The 25,189-nt window shown below is 64.3% G+C and carries 24 protein-coding genes; 16 read left to right on the forward strand and 8 right to left on the reverse strand.

Features of this window, described 5'->3' with window-relative positions:
- Positions 1–132 precede the first annotated feature (132 nt).
- Entirely contained in the window at positions 133–909 is a 777-nt protein-coding gene (locus QCE63_RS13330) for an enoyl-CoA hydratase (protein WP_309833446.1), read from the reverse strand.
- Positions 910–1,045: 136 nt separating this feature from the next.
- On the opposite strand from QCE63_RS13330, the gene paaN reads away from it, so the two are divergent.
- The 4 genes from paaN (at position 1,046) to paaK (ending at position 5,543) form a co-directional block, all read left to right on the forward strand.
- Positions 1,046–2,755, forward strand: coding sequence for a phenylacetic acid degradation protein PaaN (paaN, locus tag QCE63_RS13335; protein ID WP_309833448.1), 1,710 nt, complete (start codon positions 1,046–1,048; stop codon positions 2,753–2,755).
- Between the two features lie 169 nt (positions 2,756–2,924).
- Positions 2,925–3,716, forward strand: a complete 792-nt coding sequence (gene paaG / locus QCE63_RS13340; protein ID WP_309833450.1) for a 2-(1,2-epoxy-1,2-dihydrophenyl)acetyl-CoA isomerase PaaG — start codon at positions 2,925–2,927, stop codon at positions 3,714–3,716.
- A gap of 69 nt (positions 3,717–3,785) precedes the next feature.
- Complete coding sequence (paaI, locus tag QCE63_RS13345; protein ID WP_309833811.1) at positions 3,786–4,172, forward strand: hydroxyphenylacetyl-CoA thioesterase PaaI; 387 nt, start codon at positions 3,786–3,788, stop codon at positions 4,170–4,172.
- 69 nt (positions 4,173–4,241) lie between these two features.
- Positions 4,242–5,543: a phenylacetate--CoA ligase PaaK gene (gene paaK, locus QCE63_RS13350; RefSeq protein WP_309833452.1), complete on the forward strand. Its 1,302-nt coding sequence runs from the start codon at positions 4,242–4,244 to the stop codon at positions 5,541–5,543.
- Positions 5,544–5,611: 68 nt separating this feature from the next.
- Here paaK and QCE63_RS13355 read toward each other — a convergent pair whose 3' ends face one another.
- Together QCE63_RS13355 and apaG are read right to left on the reverse strand one after the other, a co-directional pair.
- Positions 5,612–6,877 (reverse strand): MltA domain-containing protein, encoded by a 1,266-nt coding sequence (locus QCE63_RS13355; protein WP_309833454.1) that lies wholly within the window; start codon positions 6,875–6,877, stop codon positions 5,612–5,614.
- 110 nt (positions 6,878–6,987) lie between these two features.
- Positions 6,988–7,362, reverse strand: a complete 375-nt coding sequence (apaG, locus tag QCE63_RS13360; RefSeq protein WP_309833455.1) for a Co2+/Mg2+ efflux protein ApaG — start codon at positions 7,360–7,362, stop codon at positions 6,988–6,990.
- Between the two features lie 267 nt (positions 7,363–7,629).
- Between apaG and rpe the strand changes: the two genes are divergently transcribed.
- From rpe to QCE63_RS13400, 8 genes are all read left to right on the forward strand, one after another.
- Positions 7,630–8,319 carry a ribulose-phosphate 3-epimerase gene (rpe, locus tag QCE63_RS13365; protein ID WP_309833456.1) on the forward strand — a complete coding sequence of 230 codons (690 nt, stop codon included), beginning with the start codon at positions 7,630–7,632 and terminating at the stop codon, positions 8,317–8,319.
- Positions 8,316–9,056 (forward strand): phosphoglycolate phosphatase, encoded by a 741-nt coding sequence (locus tag QCE63_RS13370; RefSeq protein WP_309833457.1) that lies wholly within the window; start codon positions 8,316–8,318, stop codon positions 9,054–9,056. The genes rpe and QCE63_RS13370 overlap by 4 nt, the downstream gene beginning before the upstream one ends.
- Before the next feature lie 392 nt (positions 9,057–9,448).
- A complete protein-coding gene (gene trpE, locus QCE63_RS13375) occupies positions 9,449–10,945 on the forward strand; it encodes an anthranilate synthase component I (RefSeq protein WP_309833459.1) in 1,497 nt (498 codons plus the stop codon).
- 12 nt (positions 10,946–10,957) lie between these two features.
- Positions 10,958–11,545, forward strand: a complete 588-nt coding sequence (locus QCE63_RS13380) for an aminodeoxychorismate/anthranilate synthase component II (RefSeq protein ID WP_309833461.1) — start codon at positions 10,958–10,960, stop codon at positions 11,543–11,545.
- Positions 11,546–11,559: 14 nt separating this feature from the next.
- Positions 11,560–12,594 carry an anthranilate phosphoribosyltransferase gene (gene trpD / locus QCE63_RS13385; protein ID WP_309833463.1) on the forward strand — a complete coding sequence of 345 codons (1,035 nt, stop codon included), beginning with the start codon at positions 11,560–11,562 and terminating at the stop codon, positions 12,592–12,594.
- Positions 12,595–12,605: 11 nt separating this feature from the next.
- The gene (trpC, locus tag QCE63_RS13390) at positions 12,606–13,391 is read left to right on the forward strand and encodes an indole-3-glycerol phosphate synthase TrpC (RefSeq protein ID WP_309833465.1); all 786 of its coding nucleotides are present in this window, start codon (positions 12,606–12,608) and stop codon (positions 13,389–13,391) included.
- A gap of 21 nt (positions 13,392–13,412) precedes the next feature.
- Positions 13,413–14,060 (forward strand): CYTH domain-containing protein, encoded by a 648-nt coding sequence (locus tag QCE63_RS13395; protein WP_309833466.1) that lies wholly within the window; start codon positions 13,413–13,415, stop codon positions 14,058–14,060.
- Between the two features lie 9 nt (positions 14,061–14,069).
- A complete protein-coding gene (locus QCE63_RS13400; RefSeq protein WP_309833467.1) occupies positions 14,070–14,849 on the forward strand; it encodes a uracil-DNA glycosylase in 780 nt (259 codons plus the stop codon).
- A 91-nt stretch (positions 14,850–14,940) separates the two neighbouring features.
- On the opposite strand, the gene QCE63_RS13405 is transcribed toward QCE63_RS13400, so the two are convergent.
- The 4 genes from QCE63_RS13405 to QCE63_RS13420 form a co-directional block, all read right to left on the reverse strand.
- On the reverse strand, positions 14,941–15,537 hold the full coding sequence (locus QCE63_RS13405) for an NAD(P)H-dependent oxidoreductase (RefSeq protein WP_309833468.1): 597 nt from the start codon (positions 15,535–15,537) through the stop codon (positions 14,941–14,943).
- A 196-nt stretch (positions 15,538–15,733) separates the two neighbouring features.
- Entirely contained in the window at positions 15,734–17,533 is a 1,800-nt protein-coding gene (locus QCE63_RS13410) for a PDZ domain-containing protein (RefSeq protein ID WP_309833812.1), read from the reverse strand.
- Between the two features lie 139 nt (positions 17,534–17,672).
- Entirely contained in the window at positions 17,673–18,404 is a 732-nt protein-coding gene (locus QCE63_RS13415; protein WP_309833470.1) for a DsbC family protein, read from the reverse strand.
- A gap of 68 nt (positions 18,405–18,472) precedes the next feature.
- On the reverse strand, positions 18,473–19,645 hold the full coding sequence (locus QCE63_RS13420) for a UbiH/UbiF family hydroxylase (protein ID WP_309833471.1): 1,173 nt from the start codon (positions 19,643–19,645) through the stop codon (positions 18,473–18,475).
- Between the two features lie 222 nt (positions 19,646–19,867).
- Between QCE63_RS13420 and ychF the strand changes: the two genes are divergently transcribed.
- From ychF to QCE63_RS13440, 4 genes are all read left to right on the forward strand, one after another.
- Positions 19,868–20,962: a redox-regulated ATPase YchF gene (ychF, locus tag QCE63_RS13425; RefSeq protein ID WP_309833472.1), complete on the forward strand. Its 1,095-nt coding sequence runs from the start codon at positions 19,868–19,870 to the stop codon at positions 20,960–20,962.
- Positions 20,963–21,123: 161 nt separating this feature from the next.
- Complete coding sequence (locus tag QCE63_RS13430; protein WP_309833473.1) at positions 21,124–21,429, forward strand: DUF3761 domain-containing protein; 306 nt, start codon at positions 21,124–21,126, stop codon at positions 21,427–21,429.
- A 151-nt stretch (positions 21,430–21,580) separates the two neighbouring features.
- Positions 21,581–23,248: an energy-dependent translational throttle protein EttA gene (ettA, locus tag QCE63_RS13435; protein ID WP_309833813.1), complete on the forward strand. Its 1,668-nt coding sequence runs from the start codon at positions 21,581–21,583 to the stop codon at positions 23,246–23,248.
- A 164-nt stretch (positions 23,249–23,412) separates the two neighbouring features.
- Positions 23,413–24,540: a DUF748 domain-containing protein gene (locus tag QCE63_RS13440; RefSeq protein ID WP_309833474.1), complete on the forward strand. Its 1,128-nt coding sequence runs from the start codon at positions 23,413–23,415 to the stop codon at positions 24,538–24,540.
- A gap of 24 nt (positions 24,541–24,564) precedes the next feature.
- Here the strand turns inward: QCE63_RS13440 and QCE63_RS13445 are convergent, their stop codons facing one another.
- Complete coding sequence (locus QCE63_RS13445) at positions 24,565–25,188, reverse strand: HAD family phosphatase (protein ID WP_309833475.1); 624 nt, start codon at positions 25,186–25,188, stop codon at positions 24,565–24,567.
- Position 25,189 lies beyond the last annotated feature (1 nt).

Here is a 25,189-nt window from a genome sequence, read left to right on the forward strand (position 1 = left end):
GTGCATTCAACCACCTGCCCCACAACGCCACCTCCAAACCGCCTTTCCCGCTCCCTTCGCGTTCATCGAATCGCGAAGGAACGGAATTCTAGTTAGCCGCCTCGATAAGCGCAAGCACTTTTTGACGCCTCGTCACCGGTGCTTGAATACCGGCTTTCGCTTCTCGACGAACGCCGCCATACCCTCTTTCTGGTCCTCGGTCGCAAACAGCGAATGGAACAAGCGCCGCTCGAAATGCACGCCCTCGGAGAGCGTCGTCTCGTAGGCACGATTGACAGCTTCCTTGGTCATCATCACGGCAGGCAGAGAGAAGCCAGCAATGATCGTAGCGGCCTCGATGGCTTCGTCGAGAAGTCGATCGGCACCGACCACGCGCGACACCAGACCTGCGCGCTCGGCTTCGTTCGCGTCCATCATCCGCGCCGTGAGGCACATGTCCATCGCCTTGGCCTTCGACACGGCGCGAGGCAGACGCTGCGTGCCGCCCGCGCCCGGAATCACACCGAGCTTGATTTCCGGCTGACCAAACTTGGCAGTGTCCGCGGCGATGACGATGTCGCACATCATCGCGAGTTCGCAACCGCCGCCGAGCGCAAATCCCGCCACCGCTGCAATCACCGGCTTGCGGATGGAGCGGATGGCCTCCCAGTTGCGCGTGATGTAGTCGCCCTTATAGACGTCCATGTAGGAATAACCGGCCATCATGCCGATATCCGCGCCCGCAGCGAACGCCTTCTCGCTGCCGGTCAGAACGATCGCGCCAATGTTCTCGTCGGCGTCGAATGCCTTCAACGCACTTCCCAACTCGTTCATCAGCGCATCGTTCAACGCGTTCAGCGCCTTCGGACGGTGCAGCGTGATCAGTCCGACGCGATCGCGCGCCTCGACCAGCAGATTCTCGTATGCCATTCGCTCCTCCTTGCGATCCTCAGGTAAGCCCTAATGAAAACAGTTCGTCACCCCAACCCGATGATGCTAACATTACCAACCAACCGGTCGGTTAATTATTTAACCCGGCGCCCTTCTCCGTTCTCCTCAAGCGACCATGACACATCCGCTATTCACGAAGCACGAAGCGACGCTCGATCGGGCGCTCGCCGCCATCGAAACACGCGGCTACTGGAGCCCATTTGCCGAAATGCCGAGCCCCAAAGTGTACGGGGAAACGGCCAATGCCGATGGCGAAGCCGCGTTCAAGGCGCATATCGGAAAGACCTTCGAACTGGATCAGCCCTCAACGGATGAGACCGTCGGAGGCGAGCGTTCGCCGTTCGGCATCGATCTCGATATCCGCTATCCGAAGTCAACCCCCGACGCACTCATCCAGGCAGCCTCGAAGGCGCAGGCCGGATGGCGTGCCGCCGGACCGCGCGCGTGGGCCGGCGTGAGCCTCGAAATTCTCGCGCGCGTGAACCGTGCGAGCTTCGAGATCGGCTACAGCGTCATGCACACGACCGGTCAGGCATTCATGATGGCCTTCCAGGCAGGCGGCCCGCACGCCCAGGATCGCGCGCTCGAAGCCGTGGTCTATGCCTGGGACCAGTTGCGCCGCATTCCAGCCGAAGCACACTGGGAAAAGCCTCAAGGCAAGAACCCGCCGCTGGCGATGCAGAAACGCTTCGCGATCGTCCCGCGCGGCACCGGCCTCGTACTCGGCTGCTGCACGTTCCCGACCTGGAACGGCTATCCGGGCATGTTCGCCGATCTCGCGACCGGCAACACCGTCATCGTCAAACCGCATCCGGGCGCCGTCCTGCCGCTGGCGATCACCGTGCGCATCGCGCGTGACGTGCTGCGCGAAGCGGGCTTCGATCCGAACGTCGTGACCCTGCTTGCCACCGATTCCAACGACGGTGCGCTGGTCCAGGAACTCGCCGTGCGCCCCGAAATCAAGCTCATCGACTTCACCGGCAGCACGCAGAACGGCACCTGGCTCGAGCGCCATGCGCATCAGGCGCAGGTCTATACCGAGAAGGCAGGCGTGAATCAGATCGTCATCGACTCGGTCGACGACATGAAGGCCGCTGCCCGCAATATCGCGTTCTCCCTCGCGCTTTACTCTGGCCAGATGTGCACGGCGCCGCAGAACATCTACGTGCCGCGCGACGGCATTCGCACCGCCGAAGGCCATCTGAGTTTCGCTGATGTGGCACGCACGCTCGCGGCCGCCGTCGAAAAGCTGACTTCGGACCCGGCCCGCGCCGTGGAACTCACGGGCGCGATCCAGAACGAGGGTGTCGTGGAGCGTATTGCCGAGGCACGCAAACTCGGCGACATGCTGCTCGACAGCCAGTCCCTGACGCACCCGAACTTCCCGCAAGCGCGCGTGCACACGCCGCTGATGCTCACGCTCGACGCCGGGACGGACAACGCAAAGTTCACCCGTGAATGGTTCGGTCCGATCTCGTTTGTCGTCGCCACCGATTCGACCGCGCAGTCACTCGAACTGGCCGGCGCGATCGCGCACGAACACGGCGCGCTGACGCTTTCGGTCTACAGCACCGACGACAAGGTGATCGACGCCGCCCACGAAGCGGCCATCCAGGGCGGCGTGGCGCTCTCGATCAATCTGACTGGTGGCGTCTTCGTCAACCAGACCGCTGCATTCTCGGACTTCCACGGCACGGGCGCGAACCCGGCAGCCAACGCCGCGCTCTCGGACGCCGCTTTTGTGGCGAACCGCTTCCGCGTGGTGCAAAGCAGGGTCCATGTTGCGCCGAAGGCCGCGCCCGCGGAAGTCGTCCAAACGGCATAAGCCGCGCGACACAAAACGCGCAATGCCGACTGCACCCGCTGCCGGGTGCACGCGGCCTATGCCATTCGGCCTAATGGAAAGCGGCGTGGCGCGCGGCTAGTATCGGAACGGTAACGAAACGAACCAGCCGGGCGCCGCTGCGGCACGCATCGGCGACAGAGGAGAGCTCATGTCCGAAAAAACCGTGTTGTTCCATATCGATGGCGAAACGCGCGTCGCCACCGTGACGCTTAATCGCCCTGACAAGTTGAACAGCTTCACGCGCGAGATGCATCGCGAGCTGAACCAGGCGCTGACAGAAATCGAAGCGAGCCCTGCGCGCGCGCTCGTCATCACCGGCGCAGGCCGGGGATTTTGCGCCGGCCAGGACCTGGCCGACCTCGATTTCACGCCGGGCGCCATGTCGGACCTCGGCGATCTGATCGAGGCTCACTTCAACCCGCTGGTGCGCCGCCTGCAAGCATCACCGCTGCCGATCATCGCCGCAGTGAACGGCACGGCGGCGGGCGCGGGCGCCAACCTCGCCATGGCTTGCGACCTCGTGATCGCGGCCCGCTCGGCGAGCTTCATCCAGGCGTTCGTGAAAATCGGGCTCGTGCCCGATTCGGGCGGCACGTGGCTCCTGCCACGCCGCATCGGCGAAGCCCGTGCGCTCGGTCTGGCGCTCACGGGGGAAAAGCTCGGCGCGGAAAAAGCGGAAGAGTGGGGAATCGTCTGGCGCGTCGTCGAAGACAGCGAATTGCAGCACGCCGCGGCTCGGCTCGCCGCTCAGCTCGCACAACAGCCTGCCCGAGCCGTGACCGCGATCAAGCAGGCCATGCGTGCCAGCGCCACCCACACATTCGACCAGCAGCTCGACCTCGAGCGGGACCTGCAACGCACGCTCGGCGCATCGCACGACTATATCGAAGGCGTCGCCGCATTCAAGGAGAAGCGCTCGCCGCGCTTCGAAGGGCTGTAAGCGCACGCATCCGCAGACACGGAGAACCCTGTGACACCTCAAGAACTCGCCGAAGCCACGGCTCGCTCCATGTACGAAGCCGACGCCTGCTCGCGCGCGCTCGGCATCGAATTGATCGAAGTGCGGCCGGGCTATGCGCGCCTGCAAATGGACGTGCGGGCCGACTTCCTCAACGGCCACGCCATCTGCCACGGCGGCCTGATGTTCACGCTGGCGGATTCCGCGTTCGCCTTCGCATGCAACTCGTACAACATCAGCACCGTCGCGGCGGGTTGTTCGATTGAATTCTTGCGCCCCGTCCGAGGCGGCGATCGCCTTACCGCCGAAGCGGTCGAGCAGACGCTGAGCGGGCGCACCGGCATCTACGACATCCGCGTGACGAACCGCGAAGGCGAGCCGGTCGCGATGTTTCGCGGCAAGTCGGCGCAGATCAAGGGCACCGTGATACCCGTCTGACGGAACTCATTCATGAAAGCGGACGGGGATGAAAAGCCGCGCCGCACAGTCAGCATCAAGGAGACAGCAATGAACGCACCGCTGCCGCTCGAGCCGATCGAGAAAGCGAGCCGCGACGAACTCGCCGCGCTGCAACTCGAGCGCCTCAAATGGACGCTCAAGCACGCCTACGAAAATTCGCCGGTGTACCGGCGCAAGTTCGACGAAGCCGGAGTGCATCCCGACGAAGTCACGTCGCTGGCCGATCTCGCGCGCTTCCCGTTCACGACGAAGAAGGACCTGCGCGACAACTATCCGTTCGGCATGTTCGCCGTGCCGCAGGAACGCGTGTCGCGCATTCACGCTTCCTCGGGCACCACTGGCAAGCCCACGGTGGTCGGTTACACGACGCAGGATCTCGACAACTGGGCGAATCTCGTCGCGCGATCCATTCGCGCGGCCGGCGCGCGGCGCGGCGACAAGGTCCACGTGAGCTACGGCTACGGGCTCTTCACTGGCGGCCTCGGCGCGCACTACGGCGCGGAACGCGCGGGGCTCACCGTCATACCGTTCGGCGGCGGCCAGACCGAAAAACAGGTCCAGCTGATCCAGGACTTCCGCCCCGACATCATCATGGTCACGCCGAGCTACATGCTGTCGATCGCGGACGAACTCGAACGCCAGGGCGTCGAGCCGGCGAACTGCTCGCTGCGCATCGGCATCTTTGGCGCCGAGCCGTGGACGAACGACATGCGCCGCGCCATCGAGACGCGCATGGGGATCGATGCCGTCGACATCTATGGTCTTTCAGAAGTGATGGGACCAGGCGTGGCGTCGGAGTGCGCAGAGACGAAAGACGGCCCGACCATCTGGGAGGACCACTTCTACCCCGAGATCATCGATCCCGACACGGGCGAAGTGTTGCCCGACGGTGAATTCGGCGAACTCGTCTTCACCTCGCTCACGAAGGAAGCGCTGCCGATCATCCGCTATCGCACGCGCGACCTGACACGGCTGCTGCCCGGCACGGCGCGCACGATGCGCCGCATGGAGAAGATCACCGGCCGCTCCGACGACATGATGATCGTGCGCGGCGTCAACGTCTTCCCCACGCAGATTGAGGAATTGCTGCTGAAGCGACCCGTGCTCGCGCCGCACTATCAGATCGTGCTGACCAAGGAAGGGCCGCTCGACGTGCTGACCCTGAACGTCGAGCCCTGTCCCGAATCGGCGCCGGACTCGGGCGCGCTGGACTCGGCGAAAGCCGCGCTCGCCTACGACATCAAGGCGATGATCGGCGTCAGCGCCATCATCAATGTGCTTGGGGTGAACGGCATCGAACGCTCGGTCGGCAAGGCGCGGCGCGTGGTCGATCGCAGAAACCTGGCGTGAACGCATGAAAAAAAGCTCGCGGACCCAAAGGCCGCGAGCTTTTCATCAACCGCTGCGCCAGGCCGCGGTCAGGAGTTCGGCATCAGCAGCCACATGCGGCCGCCCTGCTTCATACGTCCCGCGAGATCGCCGGCATCGTCGCCGAGGCCCCAGAAATAGTCGGCGCGAACGCCGCCCTTGATCGCCGAGCCCGTGTCCTGCGCGAACACGAGACGGTTCATCGGCTGATTGCTGAGCGGACGCGTGGTCTGAAGAAAGACCGGCGTGCCGAGCGGAATCGCCGAAGGATCCACCGCGATCGAACGTTCCGGCGTCAGCGGCACACCCAGCGCGCCGACCGGACCGTCGCCGAGACTCGCGGCCATCGCCTCGTTCGAAGGCATGTCGCGGAAGAAGACGAAGCGCGGATTCACGTCGAGCAGTGCATCGACCCGCGCCGGATTGGCCTTGGCCCATGCCTTGATGCCTTGCATGGTGGCCTGCGCAGGCGTCAATTCGCCGCGATCGAGCAACTCCTTGCCGATCGACCGGTACGGCTGATTATTGGTGCCGCCGAAGCCGACGCGCATCACGCTGCCGTCTTCCATCGTTACCCGCCCCGAACCCTGCACTTGCAGGAAGAACGCTTCGATCGGATCGTCGACCCATACCAATTCATTGCCGTTCAACACGCCCGAACGTTCGAGCTGCGCGCGCGGCGGCAGCGCCGAGCCCGCCTTGTAGCGATAAGGAAAGCGATACAGCGCGTACTGATACGGCCCGTGCCGCGTGCGCGAGCCGCGCAGCAAAGGCTCGTAGTAGCCGGTCACGAGACCGTCGAGCGTGCCGTCGGTATTGGCGAGCTGGAAGGGCGTGAAATAGGCCTCGAAGAAACTGCGCGCGGCCGACATGTCGAGGTCGTCGAGCTGCTGTGCCGCAGCGCATGCCTTCTGCCAGGTAGCCTGACGCGCAAGCCGGCTGCAATTCTGACGCAGTGCCGCCGTCGCACCGATCAGTGAATCGTCCTGCCAGCCAGGCACCTGCTGCCAGCTCACCGGCGTGAGGCGCGACGCGGCGCGCTGGCCCGGTACGATGGGCGTGCCGGTCGCCGTGGTGGGCCCCGGCTTCACGTAACTGCCGCCCCCGCACGAGGCGAGCAGGACAGCGGTTGCGATCGATGCGGCCCAGGCTGCTGCCTGCGCGGCCGTTCGTGTGACTGCCTGTGCGGCTGTCCGCGAGAAACACCTACAATGCTCGTTCTTGATGGGAACCACCATGTCTGATCTGTTCGACGAATACCCAATGCTTATTTTTGCGCTCGAGTCGCTCGTGGCGCTTGGCTTGCTGATCTTCATCGTCGTATGGACGGCGTCAGGCAAGAAGAAGCACCAGAACCGCTCGAACGATCCTGCAAAGCGGCGTTGAACATAGCCGCCGTGCCCCAAGGCGACGTCGCGGGCGCCGCTCAATGAAGCGTGCGCGGCATGTGCAGCGCGAATTCAGCGACCGGCGCCTCGAAGCGCTCACCGTCTTCCGCCACGCAGAAATATTCACCGCGCATCGTACCCACCGGCGTGGCGATCACCGCCCAGCTCGTGTATTCGAACTGCTCGCCCGGAGGCAGCAACGGCTGGTGTCCGACCACGCCCAGCCCCTTCACTTCCTGCACGTGATCGTTGCTGTCGGTGATGATCCAGTGACGCGCGATCAACTGCGCCGCGACCTCGCCGGTATTGCGAATCGTCAGCGTGTAGGCAAAAGCGTACTGCCGGCTGTCGGGGTCCGACTGCTCCGGCAGATACCGCGTCTCCACGGATACGCTGAATTCGTACTGAGCCATCGTGGTTCCAGTTACAGGTCGATGAATGAATGCATCGACTGAGCGACCGGCCGCTGAGCCGCGACCAAATCCGGGAAACGGCGCGCCGCCGCGCCGCCATTGGTCTGGCATTCTGCTTCATGCGCGGGCTGCCCGCAACATGAACGGCGCCGCGACGCCACATCCGTGCATTCCGTGCATTCCTCCTAAGCCGTTCGGACGAAGGACTCGTTTGAAAAACGCGAGTTAAAATCACGCTTCCAAGTCGCTACTTCTCTTTATACGTCCATGGCGCCATTCCATATCGCTCCCAGCATCCTGTCGGCGGATTTCTCCCGCCTCGGCGAGGAAGTCCGCAACGTCGTCGCCGCCGGCGCCGACTGGATTCACTTCGACGTCATGGATAACCACTTCGTCCCGAACCTGACCATCGGCCCGATGGTGTGCGAGGCCATCCGCCCGCATGTCGACGTGCCTATCGACGTGCACCTGATGGTCGAGCCCGTCGATCGCATCGTGCCCGATTTCGCCAAGGCCGGCGCCAACATCATCAGCTTCCATCCGGAAGGGTCGGTTCACATCGACCGGACGCTCTCGCTGATCCGCGATCACGGCTGCAAGGCCGGTCTCGTGTTCAATCCGGCCACGCCGCTCCACTATCTCGACTACGTGATGGACAAGCTCGATCTCGTGCTCATCATGTCGGTCAATCCGGGTTTCGGCGGCCAGTCGTTCATTCCCGAGGCGCTGGTCAAGCTGCGTGAAGCCCGCAAGCGCATCGACGCCTATCGCGACCGCACGGGCCGCACGATCCATCTGGAAATCGACGGCGGCGTGAAGATTGACAACATCGCGGAAATTGCCGCGGCCGGCGCGGATACGTTCGTCGCGGGCTCGGCCATCTTCGGCAAGCACGACTACAAGCAGGTCATCGACGCCATGCGCGCCGAACTGGCCAAAGTGGGAGCACAGGCATGAGCGAGAGTGCGGCGGCGCAGGCGCCCTTCGTGAATCGGCCCATTCGGGCAGCCATCATCGATCTCGACGGCACCATGGTCGACACCGCGGACGACTTCGTCGCCGCGCTGAACGCGATGCTCGCGCGTATCGCGGTCGAACAACCGGTCACGCGTGCAGAGGTCACGGACTACGTCGGCAAGGGTTCGGAGAACCTGATCCGCAGCGTGCTCGCGGCGCGGCTACCGCACTCGCAGGCGGTCGCCCAGTTCGACGACGCCCTCGCCATCTATCAAAGCGAATACGCGAAGGTCAACGGCAAGCATTCGGCGCTGTTCCCGGAAGTGCGCGAAGGGCTCGAAGCCATGCGCGAACTCGGCATCGCGCTTGCCTGCGTGACCAACAAGCCGCATCGCTTCGCGGTGGAACTGCTCGCGCACTTCGGCATCGCGGATTACTTCAGGGTGATTCTCGGCGGCGACTCGTTGCCCGCAAAGAAGCCCGATCCCCTGCCGATGATCACTGCCTGCGAACGCCTCGACGTGCCGACGCGCGAAACCGTGGCCGTCGGCGACTCCGAGAACGACGCCCTCGCGGGCCGTGCGGCAGGCCTCGCAACCTTGACGGTTCCGTACGGTTACAATCATGGGAAGCCTGTGCAATCGGTGAAGTCCGATGGTATAGTCTCCTCGCTGCGCACGGCAGCACTGGCGATAGCCGCCACCTTGGCGCCGCCGGACACCACCCTGACTGAATAAGTCCATCAATCATGTTTCTCAACAGAAAACGGAGTCTGAGCAGCATCGACCGGGGAGCCTGGCCCTGGCGTCGCTGGTCGCGCTAACCTCGCCCGAGGTCTGCTGAAGCCGTGTCGCTCCCTGCCGCATCCGCTTCAGCATCCGTTTTTTGTTTCGCTGCGCACTTCCGCGCCGTTTCTGTCGAACCGTACTACGTGCATCTTGCGCACACCGCGCATCGAGCCGAACTTCGTTCGCGCGTCCCGCGTGAATGATTCGCCCGGAGCCGCTTCGCCTCGTCGAAGCGGCGAGGTCGCCGTATGCGATGATCACGAGAAACGACCGCCCGCAGCGCCCGCTTTTCCCCGATGCCGCGCCTCCCGAACCCCGCCCGGCACGCAAAGGATCGCAACATGACCGAACTCGAATTCCAATCGCTGGCGAACGAAGGCTACAACCGCATTCCGTTGATCGCCGAAGCCCTCGCCGACCTCGAAACTCCGCTCTCTCTCTATCTCAAGCTCGCGCAGCCCGAGCGCAATGGCGCGAACTCGTTCCTGCTCGAATCCGTCGTGGGCGGCGAGCGCTTCGGACGTTATTCGTTCATTGGCCTGCCGGCGCGCACTATCCTGACCGTGCAGAACGGCAAGTCGCAGGTGCTCACCGACGGCAATGTCGTCGAGACGGATGAAGGCGATCCGCTGGCGTTCATCGAGACTTACCAGAAGCGGTTCAAGGTGGCGACCCGTCCGGGCCTGCCGCGCTTCTGCGGCGGTCTGGCCGGCTATTTCGGTTATGACGCGGTGCGCTACATCGAAAAGAAGCTCGCTGACACCGCGCCCCCCGACGATCTCAATCTCCCCGACATCCAGTTGCTGCTGACCGAGGAAGTCGCGGTCATCGACAATCTCGCGGGCAAGCTCTATCTGATCGTCTACGCCGACCCGACCCGCCCCGAAGCCTATGCCCGCGCGAAGCAGCGCCTGCGCGAACTGCGCTCGCGCCTGCGTGCGACGGTGCAGCCGCCGGTGACGTCAGCCAGCGTGCGCACTGAAACCTTCCGCGAGTTCAAGAAGGACGATTACCTGAACGCCGTGCGGCGCGCGAAGGAATACATCGCGGCGGGCGAACTGATGCAGGTGCAGGTCGGCCAGCGCCTGACCAAGCCGTTCCGGGACAATCCGCTGTCGCTGTATCGCGCGCTGCGCTCGCTGAATCCGTCGCCGTACATGTACTACTACAACTTCGGCGGCGAAGTGCATGTGGTGGGCGCGTCGCCGGAAATCCTGGTGCGCCAGGAAAAGCGCGCCGACGATCACATCGTCACCATTCGCCCGCTCGCCGGTACACGTCCGCGCGGCAACACGCCCGAGCGCGACGCCGAACTCGCGACCGAACTGCTGAACGATCCGAAGGAAGTCGCCGAGCACGTGATGCTGATCGACCTCGCGCGCAACGACGTCGGCCGGATTGCGCAGACGGGATCGGTCACGGTGACGGACAAGCTGGTCATCGAAAAGTACTCGCACGTGCAGCACATCGTGAGTTCGGTCGAAGGCAAGCTCAAGCACGGCATGAACAACTTCGACGTGCTGCGCGCCACCTTCCCCGCCGGCACGCTGTCCGGCGCTCCAAAGGTCCGCGCGATGCAGCTGATCGACGAGCTAGAACCCGTCAAGCGTGGGCTGTATGGCGGCGCGGTCGGTTATCTGTCGTTCAGCGGCGAAATGGATCTGGCCATCGCGATCCGCACCGGCATCATTCACAAGGGCAATCTGTATGTGCAGGCGGCGGCGGGTGTCGTTGCCGATTCGGTGCCCGAATCCGAGTGGCAAGAGACGGAGAACAAGGCGCGCGCCGTGCTCCGCGCCGCCGAGCAAGTGCAAGACGGCCTCGACAGCGACTTCTGAGGAGACAAGACCATGCTGCTGATGATCGACAACTACGACTCCTTCACGTACAACCTGGTCCAGTACTTCGGCGAACTCGGCGAAGACGTGCGCACGTTCCGCAACGACGAGATCACGCTCGATGAAATCGCGAAGCTCGCGCCCGAGCGCATCTGCCTCTCGCCGGGACCGAGCAATCCGCAACATGCGGGCATCACACTCGACGTGCTGCGCGAATTCTCCGGCAAGCTGCCCATTCTTGGCGTCTGCCTCGGCCATCAGGCGATCGGCGAAGCATTTGGCGGACGCGTCGTGCGCGCGCAGACCATCATGCACGGCAAGGTGAGCCAGATCGAGACGGACTGTAAAGGCGTGTTCGCCGACCTGCCCAAACACTTCAACGTGACGCGCTATCACTCGCTGGCCATTGAACGCGAATCCCTGCCCGACTGTCTGGAAGTGTCCGCGTGGACGCCGGACGGCGAGATCATGGGCGTGCGCCACCGGGAACTCGAAGTGGAAGGTGTGCAGTTCCATCCCGAATCGATCCTGTCGGAACACGGCCACGCGCTGCTCGAAAATTTCGTGAAGCACACGGCCACGTCCGGCCAACGCGCTTGAACGGGCTCGACAACATGACCATTACTGCACAGGAAGCGCTGCAGCGCACGATCGAGCACCGCGAAATTTTTCACGACGAAATGCTGCATCTGATGCGCCAGATCATGCGCGGCGAGATGTCGCCCGTCATGTCCGCCGCCATCATCACCGGCTTGCGCGTGAAGAAGGAAACCATCGGCGAGATTGCCGCGGCCGCCACCGTGATGCGCGAGTTCGCGAATCATGTCGAGGTCGAGGACAACTCGAATTTCGTCGACATCGTCGGCACGGGCGGCGACGGCTCGCACACATTCAACATTTCCACCGCGTCGATGTTCGTCGCCGCGGCCGCCGGCGCGAAGGTCGCGAAGCACGGCAACCGCGGCGTGTCGAGCAAGTCCGGCAGCGCCGACGTGCTCGAGGCGCTGGGCGTGAACATCGACCTGTCGCCGGAACAGGTGGCGGCATCGATTGCCGAGACCGGCATGGGCTTCATGTTCGCGCCCAACCATCATCCGGCGATGAAAAACATCGCGCCGGTGCGCCGTGAACTCGGCGTGCGCACCATCTTCAACATTCTCGGCCCGCTGACCAATCCGGCCGGCGCGCCGAATCAGCTCCAGGGCGTGTTCCATGAAGACCTCGTCGGCATCCAGGTGCGCGTGATGCAGCGCCTGGGCGCGAAGCACGTTCTCGTCGTGTACGGCAAGGACGGCATGGACGAAGTCTCGCTCGGCGCCGCCACGCGCGTCGGCGAACTGAAGAACGGCGAAGTGACCGAGTACGAGATTCATCCCGAGGACTTCGGCCTGCAGATGGTGTCGAACCGCTCGCTGAAGGTGCAGGACGCACAGGAATCCAAGGCCATGCTGCTCGGTGCGCTCAACAACAAGGCCGGCGTCGCGCGCGAGATCGTCACGCTGAACGCGGGCACGGCGCTCTACGCCGCCGATGTCGTCGAGTCGATCGAAGCCGGCATGGCGGCCGCGCGCGAGGCCATCGAGAGCGGCGCGGCGCGCGAGAAGATCGACACGCTCGTCAAGTTCACGCAGCAGTTTGCGAAGAAGTAAAGGAAGCCAACATGAGTGACATCCTGGACCGCATCGTCGCGGTCAAGCGCGAGGAAGTGCGCGCGGCGGAACTCAGCGCGCCGCTGGAAGAGCTGCGGCTCGAAGCCACGTCGCGTGATCTGCGCGACTTCGTCGGCGCATTGCGCGCGAAGCATGTGGCCAATCAGGCCGCGGTCATCGCCGAAGTGAAGAAGGCGAGTCCGTCGAAAGGCGTGCTGCGCGAGCATTTCGTGCCCGCCGAGATCGCGCGTTCATACGAGCAAGGCGGCGCGGCGTGTCTCTCCGTGCTCACCGACGTGCAGTTCTTCAAGGGCAGCGTCGCCTATCTGCAGGAAGCGCGCGCCGCGTGCAGTCTGCCGGTGCTGCGCAAGGACTTCATCGTCGACCCGTATCAGGTCATGGAAGCGCGCGCGATGGGCGCGGACTGCATCCTGCTGATCGCCGCCGCGCTCGAACTCTCGCACATGCAGGACCTCGAGGCCTATGCGCATTCGCTCGGTCTCGCCGTGCTGGTCGAAGTGCACGACGCCGACGAACTGCGCGACGCGCTCACCCTGAAGACGCCGCTCATCGGCATCAACAACCGCAACCTGCGCACCTTCGAAACGAGCATCGAGACGACCATCGGGATGCTGGAGATGGTGCCGGAGGATCGTATCGTCGTGACGGAGTCGGGCATTCTGTCGCGTGCCGATGTCGAGCGGCTGCGCGCGATGCACGTGCATACCTTCCTGGTCGGCGAAGCGTTCATGCGCGCCGACGATCCTGGCGCGGAACTCGCGCGCATGTTTTTCTGACTTCATCGACGGGACCGGACCTTGGGCATCGAACGGGAATTGAAACTCGCGCTTGCGCCGTCGCAGCATGACGACATCGCACGCTTCTTCGACGAACACACCGGCCCGGGCCGGCCGATCGAACTGACCAACGTGTACTTCGATACCGCCGCCTGCGCGCTGGCGAAAGCGAAGTCCGCGCTGCGCCTGCGCCGCACGCCGGAACAATGGCTGCAGACCTACAAGACGCTCGGCAAGAGTGTCGCGGGCCTGAGCAATCGTCAGGAGTGGGAGTTGCCGGTCGAGCGTGACGCGCTGCAGATCGACGCGCTGCTCGCCGCCTGCGACGACGAAGCCGCGCGCGAGACGCTGGAGCGCGCCGCGCCCGAACTGATCGCGCTGTTCAAGACCGATTTCAGGCGCATCGTGTGGGACCTGGAACGCGAGGGTTCGCAGATCGAAGTGGCGCTGGACCTGGGCGGCATCACCGCCGATGTCGACGGCGAGACGCGTCGCGCGGAAATCAGCGAACTCGAGCTGGAACTGAAATCTGGCGAGGAAAGCGCGTTGTCGATGCTTGCCGCCGAACTGCGCGGCGCGTTTCCTGAACTCACGCCGGAAGATCTCAGCAAGGCGCAGCGCGGATATCTGTTGCGCACGCAGCCAGATGACAAGAATCGCGACGCCTGATTGCCCAGCATGAGCCAACAGCCTTCGCTTTTCGAGGATGCCGGCAACGCGCCGGCTTCGCCCGGCACGACGCTCGAAAGCCAGTTCGAGGCGCTGCCCGCCGACTGGCGTCGCCATCTGCGACCGTTCATCGACAGCAAGCACTATGCAGCGCTGTGTGCGTTCGTCGATGCCGAACGCGCCGCCGGCAAGACCGTTTATCCCGCCGATGTCTTCCGCGCGCTCCGTCTCACGAACCCCGCCGACGTGAAGGTCGTGATTCTCGGCCAGGACCCGTATCACGGCGAGGACAAGGGCGCGCCGCAGGCCCATGGGCTGGCGTTCTCGGTGCCCGCGCCGGTGCGCCCGCCGCCGTCGCTGCGCAACATCTTCAAGGAGATCCACGCAAGCCTCGGCTTCCCCGCGCCCGCGCACGGCTGTCTGGATTCGTGGGCGAAACAGGGTGTGCTGCTGCTCAACACATCGCTGACGGTAGAACGCGACCGCGCCGGCAGTCACGCGAAGCGCGGCTGGGAGCCATGCACCGACACGCTGATCCACGAAATGGCGCAGCGCCATGACGGGCTCGTGTTCATGCTGTGGGGCGCGCATGCGCAGGCGAAACGCGGCTTGATCGAAGGCACGGGCAAGGCGCATTGCGTGCTGGAGTCCGCACATCCGTCGCCGTTGTCGGCGTATCGCGGCTTTTTCGGCTGCGGTCATTTCGCGCTCGCCAATGAATACCTGACGAAGCATGGCCGTCCGGCAATCGACTGGCGCCTGCCCGCCGAACCCGAACTGCTGGCCTGACGCCTTCGCGCACGACATGAAACGCACAACGCCCCGCTGACACAAGTCAGCGGGGCGCTTTATTGGATGCCTTGCTGCCGGAGCGAGACGCTTACAGCGCCGCGATTGCCTCGCGCGCCGACGCCAGCGCCGCGCCCGCCACGTCCGGGCCCATGTTCAGGCCTTCGGCGTAGATGAAGTTCACGTCGGTCAGGCCGATGAAACCGAGGAAGGTCTTCAGGTAAGGCGTTTGCGAATCGTTCGGGGTGCCCGCGTACTTGCCGCCGCGCGCCGACACCACGAACACCTTCTTGCCCTTGACCAGGCCTTCGGCGCCGTTCGCGCCGTAGCTGAACGTCATGCCCGAGCGGGCGATCCAGTCGAAATACGTCTTCAGTTGCGACGAGATGCCGAAGTTGTACAGCGGCGCCGCGATCACGACGATGTCCGCTGCCAGCAGTTCGTTGATCAGCGCTTCGCTCTTCGCGTTGATGGCGGCTTGGTCCGCGCTGCGCTGGTCGGCCGGCGTGAAGAAGGCGCCGAGCGTGGCGTCATCCAGATGCGGCAGCGACGCGCCGAGCAGGTCGCGAACGACCACTTTCGCGCCCGGGTTGCTTTGTTGCAGTTTTGCCGTGAGTTCGTCGGCGAGCAGCGTCGATTGGGCGCCTTGCGAACGAGCAGCGGAATTGATTTGCAAAATCGTCGTCATGATGGCTTCCTGGTCCTTGTCGGGACAGCGTGCACGCTTGATCGCCCACGGTGTCCCATGCAGAGCTTTCGGGATTCGGGCACTGTCTGCGCCCGGCTTAGGAAGCATTCTCCCCTTTCGACGATCGATAAAAAGCCGTCTGGCCAAGACGGATTGTTGCAGCGGTAGAACAATCCGCCCGCCGGCTTCGGACACATCAGCCTTTCAGCCAGCGTTCGCGCCATTGTTTCGACGGACCGCGCCCGTCGATAGCCGTCAGCAGGTAACGCACGACCTCGGGCCCGTCGAGCTTGAGTTCCGTGCGACGCAGTTCGTCGCGGCGAAATGCATGGATCTCCACCTTCGCGCCTGGCAGATAGCGCGACAGCAGGCTGTCGAGATTGGAGCCGGTGACGCGCAAGCCATCGATCGCGACCAGCACGTCGCCCGCCGACAACCCGGCCTTCTGCGCCGCGCCGCCCTCGTGGACGACCGCGAGCGCGCACTCCGCCCCGCCGCGCACGCGCACGCCGAGCGTGGGCTTGAGCGCCGCGCCGTTGCCGGGCAGATCGGGCGCGAGCGCGATGCCGAACGGCTCCAGCAAGGCATCCAGCGGCAGGTCGCGCGTGCCGCGCACGCCATCGCGGAACAGCGCGCGCAGGTCGGCGCCGGTGGCTTCGGCAAACAGCGCCTCAACGTCTTCCTCGCGGATGCCGCGCGCATTGCCGTGATAGAAGTCGCGTCCGTAGCGCTGCCACAGCAGGCGCATGACGTCGTCGAGCGACTTACGGTTGTCGGTCTGCGCGCGGATCGACAGATCGAAGGCCAGCGCGACCAGCGACCCTTTCTGGTAATAGCTGACGATCGCGTTCGGCGCGTTTTCGTCGGCGCGGTAGTACTTCACCCACGCGTCGAACGAACTCTGCGCAACCGACTGCTTGAAACGTCCCGCGCCGCGCAGTACGCCCCCGATCGTCTTGCCTAGCAGGCTGAAGTAATCGCCGGCGGTGATGAGGCCGCTGCGCACGAGCATCAGGTCGTCGTAGTACGACGTGAAGCCTTCGAAGAGCCACAGCAGCGTCGTGTAATTCTCCTGCGACAGATCATACGGAGCGAACGTCGCGGGCTTGATGCGCTTCACATTCCACGTATGGAAGTATTCGTGACTGCACAGGCCGAGATAGGTGCGATAGCCATCGCTCAAGTCCGGCCGGCCCTGCACCGGCAGGTCCGTGCGATTGCAGATCAGCGCCGTCGATGCACGATGTTCGAGCCCGCCGTAACCATCGCCGACGGCCAGCGTCATGAACACGTAGCGGTCCATCGGCGCGCGCTTCGTGCGCGGCTCGAACAGCGCGATCTGCGCTTCGCAGACGCGCTTGAGATCGGCCTGGAGCCGGTTCATGTCGAGATTGACGACGCGGCCCGAGATCACGATGTCGTGCTTCACGCCATGCGCGCTGAAGCTGCCGAGCGCGAATTCGCCAAGCGTGACGGGATGATCGGCGAGTTCGTCGTAGCTGTCGGCCTCATAGGTGCCGAAGCCGTAGCGCTTCGTGCCGCGCGCCTCGCGCAGCGCCGTGGCGACGCGCCAGTTGCGATACGCCCCGCCCTCGGGCGGCTGGATGTCGATCACGCAGCGTGCGCCCGACTGCCCTTCCACCGCGAGGAACACGCTCGTCGCGTTGAAGAAGCCGATGCTGTCATCGAGATGCGCGGCGCGCACCGACAGATCCCACGCGTAGACCTCGTAGCGCAGCGTGAGCGGGCCTTCGACGGGCGCGGCCTGCCACGCGTGCTTGTCGATCTTGTCGATCGCGACCTTGCGGCCCGCCGCGTTGAACGCCTGCAAGGTCACGATGTTGCGTGCGAACTCGCGGATCATGTAGCTGCCCGGAATCCACACCGGCAGCATGAAGCGCTGGCCGGCCGGATCGGTGTCGGCGACGGTCAGCGTGACTTCGAAAAGATGCGCGGCGGTTTTTTTCGGAACGATGCTGTAATGCACCGGTTGCAGGGAGGGTGTCATCGCGTGGTCCTTGTTCTTGTGCCGGGCGCGCCCGCTGCGTCCGTTGCGCCCGCGGCCCCGGCCGGCGAACCGGAGCCCGTAAAACAAAGGAGGCGCCAGGCGCCTCCATTCTCGTGCTGGGTCGCGCTTATTGCGCGGCCGACAGTTCTTTCTCCAGCCGGTCGGCGGGCACGGCGCCCGGCAAACGGCGGCCATCGGCGAGGAAGACGGTCGGCGTGCCGGTCACGTTCATCGTGCGGCCGAGCTTCAGGTTCTTGTCGATCGCGGTAGTGTCGCAGTTTGCGGCCGTGGCAGGCGTCTTGTGATCCAGCATCCAGCTTTCCCATGAGTTGCCGCGATCCTTCGCGCACCAGATCGACTTCGACTTGGCCGTCGAATCCGGCGACAGCACCGGGTACAGGAAGGTGTAGACCGTGACGTTGTCGATGGACTTGAGCGTCGATTCGAGCTGCTTGCAGTACGGGCAATTCGGGTCCGAGAACACGGCGATCTTGCGGCTGCCGTTGCCCTTCACCACCTTCACCGCGTTCTCGAACGGCAGCTTTGCGAAGTCGATCTTGTTGGTTTCCGAGAGCCGTGCCTCGGTCAGGTTCTTGCTGCTGCGCGTGTCGACGAGATCGCCGATCAGCACGTAGTTGCCGGTGGCGTCGCTGTAGATGATCTGCGAGCCCAGATTCACTTCGAAGAGACCGGGAATCGCGGTCTTGTCGATGCTCTTGATGCTGGCGTCGCCCATGCGCGACTCGAGCGTCGACTTGAGTTTGTCGGTGGTGGCGTCGGCGTGGGCCGGGCCGGTCATGCCGAGCGTGACGGCAAGCGCCGCAGCCGTCGCGAGCGCAGAACGAAGAATGGTTTTCATGCGGTTTCCTGTGAGTCGGCCAGCGTCGCGCGAATGCCGCGCGTCGGAATATCAATCAATGTTTGGTTTCAACCGAGCGCCGCCGACACCAGCCAGCGCTTGACGAGCGGCTGCGCGCCGACGAACGCCATGCCGGTATTGCGCACCGCGCGCGCGAACGTGCCGGGCACGGCGAAGAGCCGCTGCAGGCCGTCCGTGGCGAACATGAGCTTCTGGATATCTTCGCGGCGCGCGCGTTCGTAGCGGCGCAACAGGGTCGGGTCGCCGAGATCGCGGAACGACTCCTTGTTGGCGATGACGTCGGCGAGCGCGGCGACGTCGCGCAGGCCCAGGTTCATACCCTGGCCGGCGAGCGGGTGAATCAGGTGCGCCGCATCGCCGACGAGCGCGACACGCGGCGCGATCAGCCGGTCGACGGTTTGCAGCCCGAGCGGAAAACCTTGCGGGGGCGTCACGCAGTCGAGCGTGCCGAGCTGGTTTTGCGTCGCGGTTTCGACTTGGGCGGCGAGTTGCGCGGGATCGAGCGCGAGCAGGTCGTCGGCGTGCTCGGTGCGCGCCGACCAGACGAGCGACACGTGGTCGCCCGGCAGTGGCAGCAGCGCGATGATTTCGGAATCGCGGAACCACTGGTAGGCGGTCTCGCCGTGCGGCCGCTCGGCCTTGAAATTGGCGACGACGCCGGTCTGGCAATAATCGCGGCGGTTCATCTTCGCGCCCATCTGCGCGCGGACCCAGGAATGCGCGCCATCGGCGCCGACGATCAGATCCGCTTCGAGGGATTCGCCGCTCGCGAGCGCGATGTGCGCTGCGTCGGCCTCGACGGTCATGCCTTGCGCGCGCGATTCGAACCAGGACAGGCTCGGCTGGAAGCGCAACGCCGAGTCGAGCGACTGTTCGATCAGCGACGATTCGACGATCCACGCCAGCTGCGGCACCGATGCCTGGAAGGCGGAGAAGTGCAATTCCGCGTGAGCATCGCCGAACACGCGCATGTCGAACACCGGCCCTAAGCGCGTGCGGTCGAGCGCCTGCCAGACGCGCAGGCGTTCGAGCAGCGCCTGCGAGCTGGACGACAGCGCGTAGATGCGCGAATCGAACGCGGCGCCCGGCGGCAGGCTGGCGGCGCGGGACGCGACCAGCGCGGTGCGCAGCCCGGATTGCGCGAGTGCCAGCGCTGCCGTCTTGCCGACGAGCCCGCCGCCGACGACGACTGCGTGGAATTTCAGTGGGTGCGAAGTCATCCGGCCATTATAGCTGTGGGGGTCGGAGGGGTTTGGGGGCTTGCAGATGCGGGCGCAGGCGCAGGCCGGCCGACCTTCGAGGTCCAGCGCAACGGTACAATAGCGGCTTGCCTGGCCGCGGCATGCGGCCGCCGGTCGGAGCGGGCGTCATCGCCCGTCCATCGCGCACCATTTTTGACGAAAAAGCGCGACTCGCGCCGTCTCACCAGTTCGAAGGATCCCATGAGCCTCCAATGCGGCATCGTCGGCTTGCCCAACGTCGGCAAGTCCACCCTCTTCAATGCGTTGACCAAGGCGGGCATTGCCGCCGAGAACTATCCGTTCTGCACCATCGAGCCGAACGTCGGCGTGGTCGAAGTGCCGGATGCACGTCTCCAGGCGCTCGCCGACATTGTCAAGCCCGAGCGCATTCTGCCGGCCGTGGTCGAGTTCGTCGATATCGCCGGACTGGTTGCGGGTGCGTCGAAGGGCGAAGGCCTCGGCAACCAGTTTCTCGCCAACATCCGCGAAACCGACGCCATCACGCACGTCGTGCGCTGCTTCGACGACGACAACGTGATCCACGTCGCGGGCAAGATCGATCCGATTTCGGACATCGAAGTGATCAACACGGAACTCGCGCTCGCGGACCTGTCGACCGTGGAAAAGGCGCAGTCGCGTTACTCGAAGGCCGCCAAATCGGGCAACGACAAGGAAGCGATCAAGCTCGTCGCCGTGCTCGAAAAGGTGCGCGCGCAGCTCGACCAGGCGAAGCCCGTGCGCGGCCTCTCGCTGAGTGAAGAAGAATTGCTGCTCATCAAGCCGTTCTGCCTGATCACGTCGAAGCCGACGATGTACGTCGCGAACGTCAAGGACGACGGTTTCGAGAACAACCCGTATCTCGACGCAGTGCGCAAGCACGCCGAGGCGGAGAATGCGCCGGTGGTCGCGGTGTGCGCGGCGATCGAGGCGGAAATCGCCGATCTCGACGACGCCGACAAGACCGATTTCCTCGCCGACATGGGCATGACCGAGCCGGGCCTGAACCGCGTGATCCGCGCCGGCTTCAACCTGCTCGGCTTGCAGACGTATTTCACGGCGGGCGTGAAGGAAGTGCGCGCGTGGACCATCCATATCGGTTACACGGCGCCGCAAGCGGCCGGCGCGATCCATACGGATTTCGAACGCGGCTTCATCCGCGCCCAGACCATTTCCTTCGATGACTACGTCGCCTTCAAGGGCGAGCAAGGTGCGAAGGAAGCCGGCAAGATGCGCGCGGAAGGCAAGGAATATGTCGTGCATGACGGGGATGTCATGAATTTCTTGTTCAACGTGTAAATCGTCAAAAAACGTCAAACCACCTTGCCTCACGAAGCGGAGTTCCCGATAAAGGGACTCCGTTTTTTTTCGAGCGCGAGAAAGCACGAGAGCGAAAAAGCAGAGAAACAAACGAGGCAACGCCAGCCTGCGCCGTCCACAACAACAAGCAGAGAAAAACAATGAAGAAGAGACACTTCCCCGCCCGCATCTACGCCGCCTGGCTCATCGCCGCCAGCCTCATCTGGACGCCCGCCGCCTTCGCCTACCAGAACCACCCCTACCAGCAACAACCCGACGAATCCGATCTCGACAGCCACGGCCACTACACCAATCGCGACGGCGACACCGTTCACGCGCCCGCGCACTCCCGTTCCGGCAACGTGCCCGCCGGGGCCACCGCCCAGTGCCGCGACGGTTCCTACAGTTTCAGCCGGCATCACAGCGGCACCTGCTCGCGTCACGGCGGCGTCGCGCGCTGGCAATAGCGGATCGCCTCGCGAAGTACAATGTCGGTTCAGCCCGCCGCGCACCGCGCGCGGGCGGCGCCCCTTCCCGCGCCGCCAGACAGCATCGGATGCCGCGCCTCCTGCGCGCGGCATGCGCACTTCTCACCAGACGACCACCCAAGACATCCACATGGCCCAATACGTCTTCACCATGAATCGCGTCGGCAAGATCGTGCCGCCGAAGCGTCAGATCCTGAAAGACATTTCCCTGTCGTTCTTCCCGGGCGCCAAGATCGGCTTGCTCGGCCTGAACGGCTCCGGCAAGTCCACGCTGATCCGGATCATGGCGGGCGTCGATCGCGACATCGAAGGCGAAGCCACGCCGATGCCCAACCTCAACATCGGCTATCTGCCGCAGGAGCCGCAGCTCAATCCGCAGCAGACCGTGCGCGAAGCCGTCGAGGAAGGTCTGGGCGACGTCTTCCAGGCGCAAAAGAAGCTCGATGAAATCTACGCCGCCTACGCCGAACCCGACGCCGACTTCGACCAGCTCGCCGCCGAGCAGGCGAAGTACGAAGCCATCCTCTCGACCAGCGACGGCGGCAGCCCCGAGCAACAGCTCGAAGTCGCCGCCGACGCCCTGCGCCTGCCTGCCTGGGATGCGACGATCGAACATCTGTCGGGCGGCGAGAAGCGCCGTGTCGCGCTGTGCAAGCTGCTGCTGCAAAAGCCCGACATGCTGCTGCTCGACGAACCGACCAACCACCTCGACGCCGAATCCGTCGAATGGCTCGAGCAGTTCCTTACGCGCTATCCCGGCACCGTCGTCGCGGTGACCCACGACCGCTACTTCCTCGACAACGCCGCCGAGTGGATCCTCGAACTCGACCGCGGCCACGGCATTCCGTGGAAGGGCAATTATTCGAGCTGGCTCGACCAGAAGGAAGACCGCCTGAAGCAGGAAGAATCCAGCGAATCCGCGCGTCAGAAGGCCATCAAGAAAGAACTCGAATGGGTGCGCCAAAACCCGAAAGGCCGTCAGGCCAAGTCGAAGGCGCGTATCGCCCGCTTCGAGGAACTCAACAGCCAGGAATACCAGAAGCGCAACGAAACGCAGGAAATCTTCATTCCGGTCGGCGACCGTCTCGGCAATGAAGTCATCGAGTTCAAGAACGTCAGCAAGTCGTATGGCGACCGCCTGCTGATCGACGACCTGAGCATGAAGATTCCGGCGGGCGCGATCGTCGGCATCATCGGGCCGAACGGCGCCGGCAAGTCCACGCTGTTCCGCATGCTGACCGGCAAGGAACAGCCGGATTCGGGCGAAATCGTCAAGGGTCCGACCGTCAGACTCGCCTACGTCGATCAGAGCCGCGACGCGCTCGCCGGCGACAAGACGGTGTTCGAGGAAATCTCGGGCGGCGCGGATGTCCTCACCGTCGGCAAGTACGAAACGCCGTCGCGCGCGTATATCGGCCGCTTCAACTTCAAGGGCAGCGACCAGCAGAAGATCGTCGGCAACCTGTCGGGCGGCGAACGCGGACGCCTGCATCTGGCGAAAACGCTGATCGCGGGCGGCAACGTGCTGCTGCTCGACGAACCGTCGAACGATCTCGACGTTGAAACGCTGCGCGCGCTCGAAGACGCGCTGCTCGAATTCGCCGGCTCGGTGATGGTGATCTCGCACGATCGCTGGTTCCTCGACCGCATCGCGACGCATATCCTCGCGTTCGAAGGCGACTCGCACGTCGAATTCTTCGACGGCAACTATCAGGAATACGAGGCCGACAAGCGCAAGCGTCTCGGCGAGGAAGCCGCCAAGCCGAAGCGTCTGCGCTACAAGCCGATCACGCGCTGATTCCGCGCTAACCTGCGACGCCGCCCGCGCCCTTGTGCGGGCGCGCGCACCGACATCCGGCGCAAAAGTGGCGACTGTGGGAGACGCGGTCGCCATTCTTTTTTGTCAGACAAGACTACACAGCGCGGCAACTTTTCAGCAGGACTTCCGGGAGACACACGCAGATGGCGGGAACGGGCGCGCGGCGGGGAGCGCTTTGGGCAGTCGGGATCATCGTGACGCTCGTCGTCGTGGCGATCGGCGGATGGCTGTTCGTCGTGCATCAGATGAAAGAGCGGATTCTCGAGACGCTCGGTCCAAACGGGTCGGTCGAGGAGATCGACGTGGAATTCGGCCACGTGACGCTGTCGCGCGTGCGCCTGCGCGGCCCGAAGGACTGGCCCGCCGCCGACGCCATGCGCGCCGAACGCATCGTGCTCGACGTCGACATGCGCTCGCTCATCACGCGCCCCATCCATCTGCGCAGCGTGAGTGTCGACAACTACTATCTGTCGATCGTCCGTTCCGCCGATGGCCGCGTGCGCATCCTGCCCGGTCTGAAGGAAACCGCCCGCGCCGCCGACGCAAGGCCGGACAGCCGTCAGGCCGACGAGCGCGCGCAAGAGGAAAAGGTCATCGACCGCGTGTCGTTCGAGCGCGGCTCAATGGAGTTCTTCGACAGTTCCGTGCAGAACCCGCCGTATCGCGTGTTGATCGGCGATGCACGGGCGACCATCGACCGCCTTCATCTCCCGGCGCTCAATGAGCGCACCGATCTTTCAATGTCCGGCTCGATCAAGGGTCCGCAGCATACCGGCACGGTGTCGTGGGGCGGCTGGATGGTCATCGCAAACAAGGATTCGCAGACGCGCGCGACGCTGCGTTCCGTCGATGTCCAGACGCTCGACCCGTATCTGCTGAAGAAGGCCGGCGCGCGCGCGGCGGTCACGGGCGGCACCATCGACATGAACGTCGATGCCACCGTGAAGGACAACCGCATTCACGCGCCCGGCTCGCTCGTGCTGAATCACTTGCAGATCAGCGACTCGGGCAATCCGCTCGACACCTTCCTCTCGATCCCGACCAAGGCCGCCATCGCCGCGCTGAAAGACCGCAAGGAGCAGATCAAGCTGGATTTCGTGCTCGACGGCGATCTGCGCGACCCCAAGTTCTCGCTGAGCGAGAGCCTCTCGAAGAAGCTGACGGCAGGGTTTGCGAAGGCGCTTGGCGTGAGCGTGGAAGGCGTTGCGAAAGGCACCGGCGATACCGTGCGCGGAATCGGCAATGCGCTGAAGAATCTGCTGGGGCAGTAGCGCATTTCCTGGCGTTTGATTCGATCAGAACGCCAGCTGCAACGCCCGCAATTGCGCTTCCGTGTCCGACGCGTCCGTATGGTGAATGCCATGCCAGCCGAGCGCGGTCGCGGCCTGGGCGTTGTGGAGGTTGTCGTCGATGAAGACAAGCTCGGACGGCTGCACGCCCGGCAGATGCTTTTCGATTTCGTCGAACATCAGCGCGAAGATGCGCGGATCGGGCTTCACCAGCCCGACGCGCCCCGACACGACGAGTTCGCGGAATCGGCGCAGCACGTCGAAACGCTCCCACGCATAAGGAAAGGTTTCCGCCGACCAGTTGGTGAGGCCGAACAGCGGCACGTCCGCGCGCTCCAGCCGCTCCATCAGCGCGACGCCCCCTTCCAGCACGCCCGCCACCATCTCGGGCCAGCGCGCGTAAAAGGCTCGAATCAACGCTTCATGTCCGGGATGAAGCGCGATCAGCTCGGCCGTGCCCGCTTCGATGGTCTGGCCGCCGTCCTGCTGCACGACCCATTCCATCTTGCAGACGTTGTCGAGAAACCAGCGGCGCTCGCTTTCGTCCGGGATCAGCTGCTTGTACAGATAATCCCGGTTCCAGTCGATCAGCACGCCGCCGAAATCGAACACGACTGCCTGGATGGTCATG

It is taken from the genome of Caballeronia sp. LZ065, assembly GCF_031450975.1.
In the GTDB taxonomy this organism is placed as follows: Bacteria; Pseudomonadota; Gammaproteobacteria; order Burkholderiales; family Burkholderiaceae; genus Caballeronia.

What these genes read in the sequence shown, in the direction of transcription:
- QCE63_RS13330 (WP_309833446.1), bottom strand. Translation starts at nt 909, where the DNA reads ATGGCATACGAGAATCTGCTGGTCGAGGCGCGCGATCGCGTCGGACTG.
- paaN (WP_309833448.1), top strand. Translation starts at nt 1,046, where the DNA reads ATGACACATCCGCTATTCACGAAGCACGAAGCGACGCTCGATCGGGCG.
- paaG (WP_309833450.1), top strand. Translation starts at nt 2,925, where the DNA reads ATGTCCGAAAAAACCGTGTTGTTCCATATCGATGGCGAAACGCGCGTC.
- paaI (WP_309833811.1), top strand. Translation starts at nt 3,786, where the DNA reads ATGTACGAAGCCGACGCCTGCTCGCGCGCGCTCGGCATCGAATTGATC.
- paaK (WP_309833452.1), top strand. Translation starts at nt 4,242, where the DNA reads ATGAACGCACCGCTGCCGCTCGAGCCGATCGAGAAAGCGAGCCGCGAC.
- QCE63_RS13355 (WP_309833454.1), bottom strand. Translation starts at nt 6,877, where the DNA reads ATGAAGATCAGCAAGCCAAGCGCCACGAGCGACTCGAGCGCAAAAATA.
- apaG (WP_309833455.1), bottom strand. Translation starts at nt 7,362, where the DNA reads ATGGCTCAGTACGAATTCAGCGTATCCGTGGAGACGCGGTATCTGCCG.
- rpe (WP_309833456.1), top strand. Translation starts at nt 7,630, where the DNA reads ATGGCGCCATTCCATATCGCTCCCAGCATCCTGTCGGCGGATTTCTCC.
- QCE63_RS13370 (WP_309833457.1), top strand. Translation starts at nt 8,316, where the DNA reads ATGAGCGAGAGTGCGGCGGCGCAGGCGCCCTTCGTGAATCGGCCCATT.
- trpE (WP_309833459.1), top strand. Translation starts at nt 9,449, where the DNA reads ATGACCGAACTCGAATTCCAATCGCTGGCGAACGAAGGCTACAACCGC.
- QCE63_RS13380 (WP_309833461.1), top strand. Translation starts at nt 10,958, where the DNA reads ATGCTGCTGATGATCGACAACTACGACTCCTTCACGTACAACCTGGTC.
- trpD (WP_309833463.1), top strand. Translation starts at nt 11,560, where the DNA reads ATGACCATTACTGCACAGGAAGCGCTGCAGCGCACGATCGAGCACCGC.
- trpC (WP_309833465.1), top strand. Translation starts at nt 12,606, where the DNA reads ATGAGTGACATCCTGGACCGCATCGTCGCGGTCAAGCGCGAGGAAGTG.
- QCE63_RS13400 (WP_309833467.1), top strand. Translation starts at nt 14,070, where the DNA reads ATGAGCCAACAGCCTTCGCTTTTCGAGGATGCCGGCAACGCGCCGGCT.
- QCE63_RS13405 (WP_309833468.1), bottom strand. Translation starts at nt 15,537, where the DNA reads ATGACGACGATTTTGCAAATCAATTCCGCTGCTCGTTCGCAAGGCGCC.
- QCE63_RS13415 (WP_309833470.1), bottom strand. Translation starts at nt 18,404, where the DNA reads ATGAAAACCATTCTTCGTTCTGCGCTCGCGACGGCTGCGGCGCTTGCC.
- QCE63_RS13420 (WP_309833471.1), bottom strand. Translation starts at nt 19,645, where the DNA reads ATGACTTCGCACCCACTGAAATTCCACGCAGTCGTCGTCGGCGGCGGG.
- ychF (WP_309833472.1), top strand. Translation starts at nt 19,868, where the DNA reads ATGAGCCTCCAATGCGGCATCGTCGGCTTGCCCAACGTCGGCAAGTCC.
- QCE63_RS13430 (WP_309833473.1), top strand. Translation starts at nt 21,124, where the DNA reads ATGAAGAAGAGACACTTCCCCGCCCGCATCTACGCCGCCTGGCTCATC.
- ettA (WP_309833813.1), top strand. Translation starts at nt 21,581, where the DNA reads ATGGCCCAATACGTCTTCACCATGAATCGCGTCGGCAAGATCGTGCCG.
- QCE63_RS13440 (WP_309833474.1), top strand. Translation starts at nt 23,413, where the DNA reads ATGGCGGGAACGGGCGCGCGGCGGGGAGCGCTTTGGGCAGTCGGGATC.
- QCE63_RS13445 (WP_309833475.1), bottom strand. Translation starts at nt 25,188, where the DNA reads ATGACCATCCAGGCAGTCGTGTTCGATTTCGGCGGCGTGCTGATCGAC.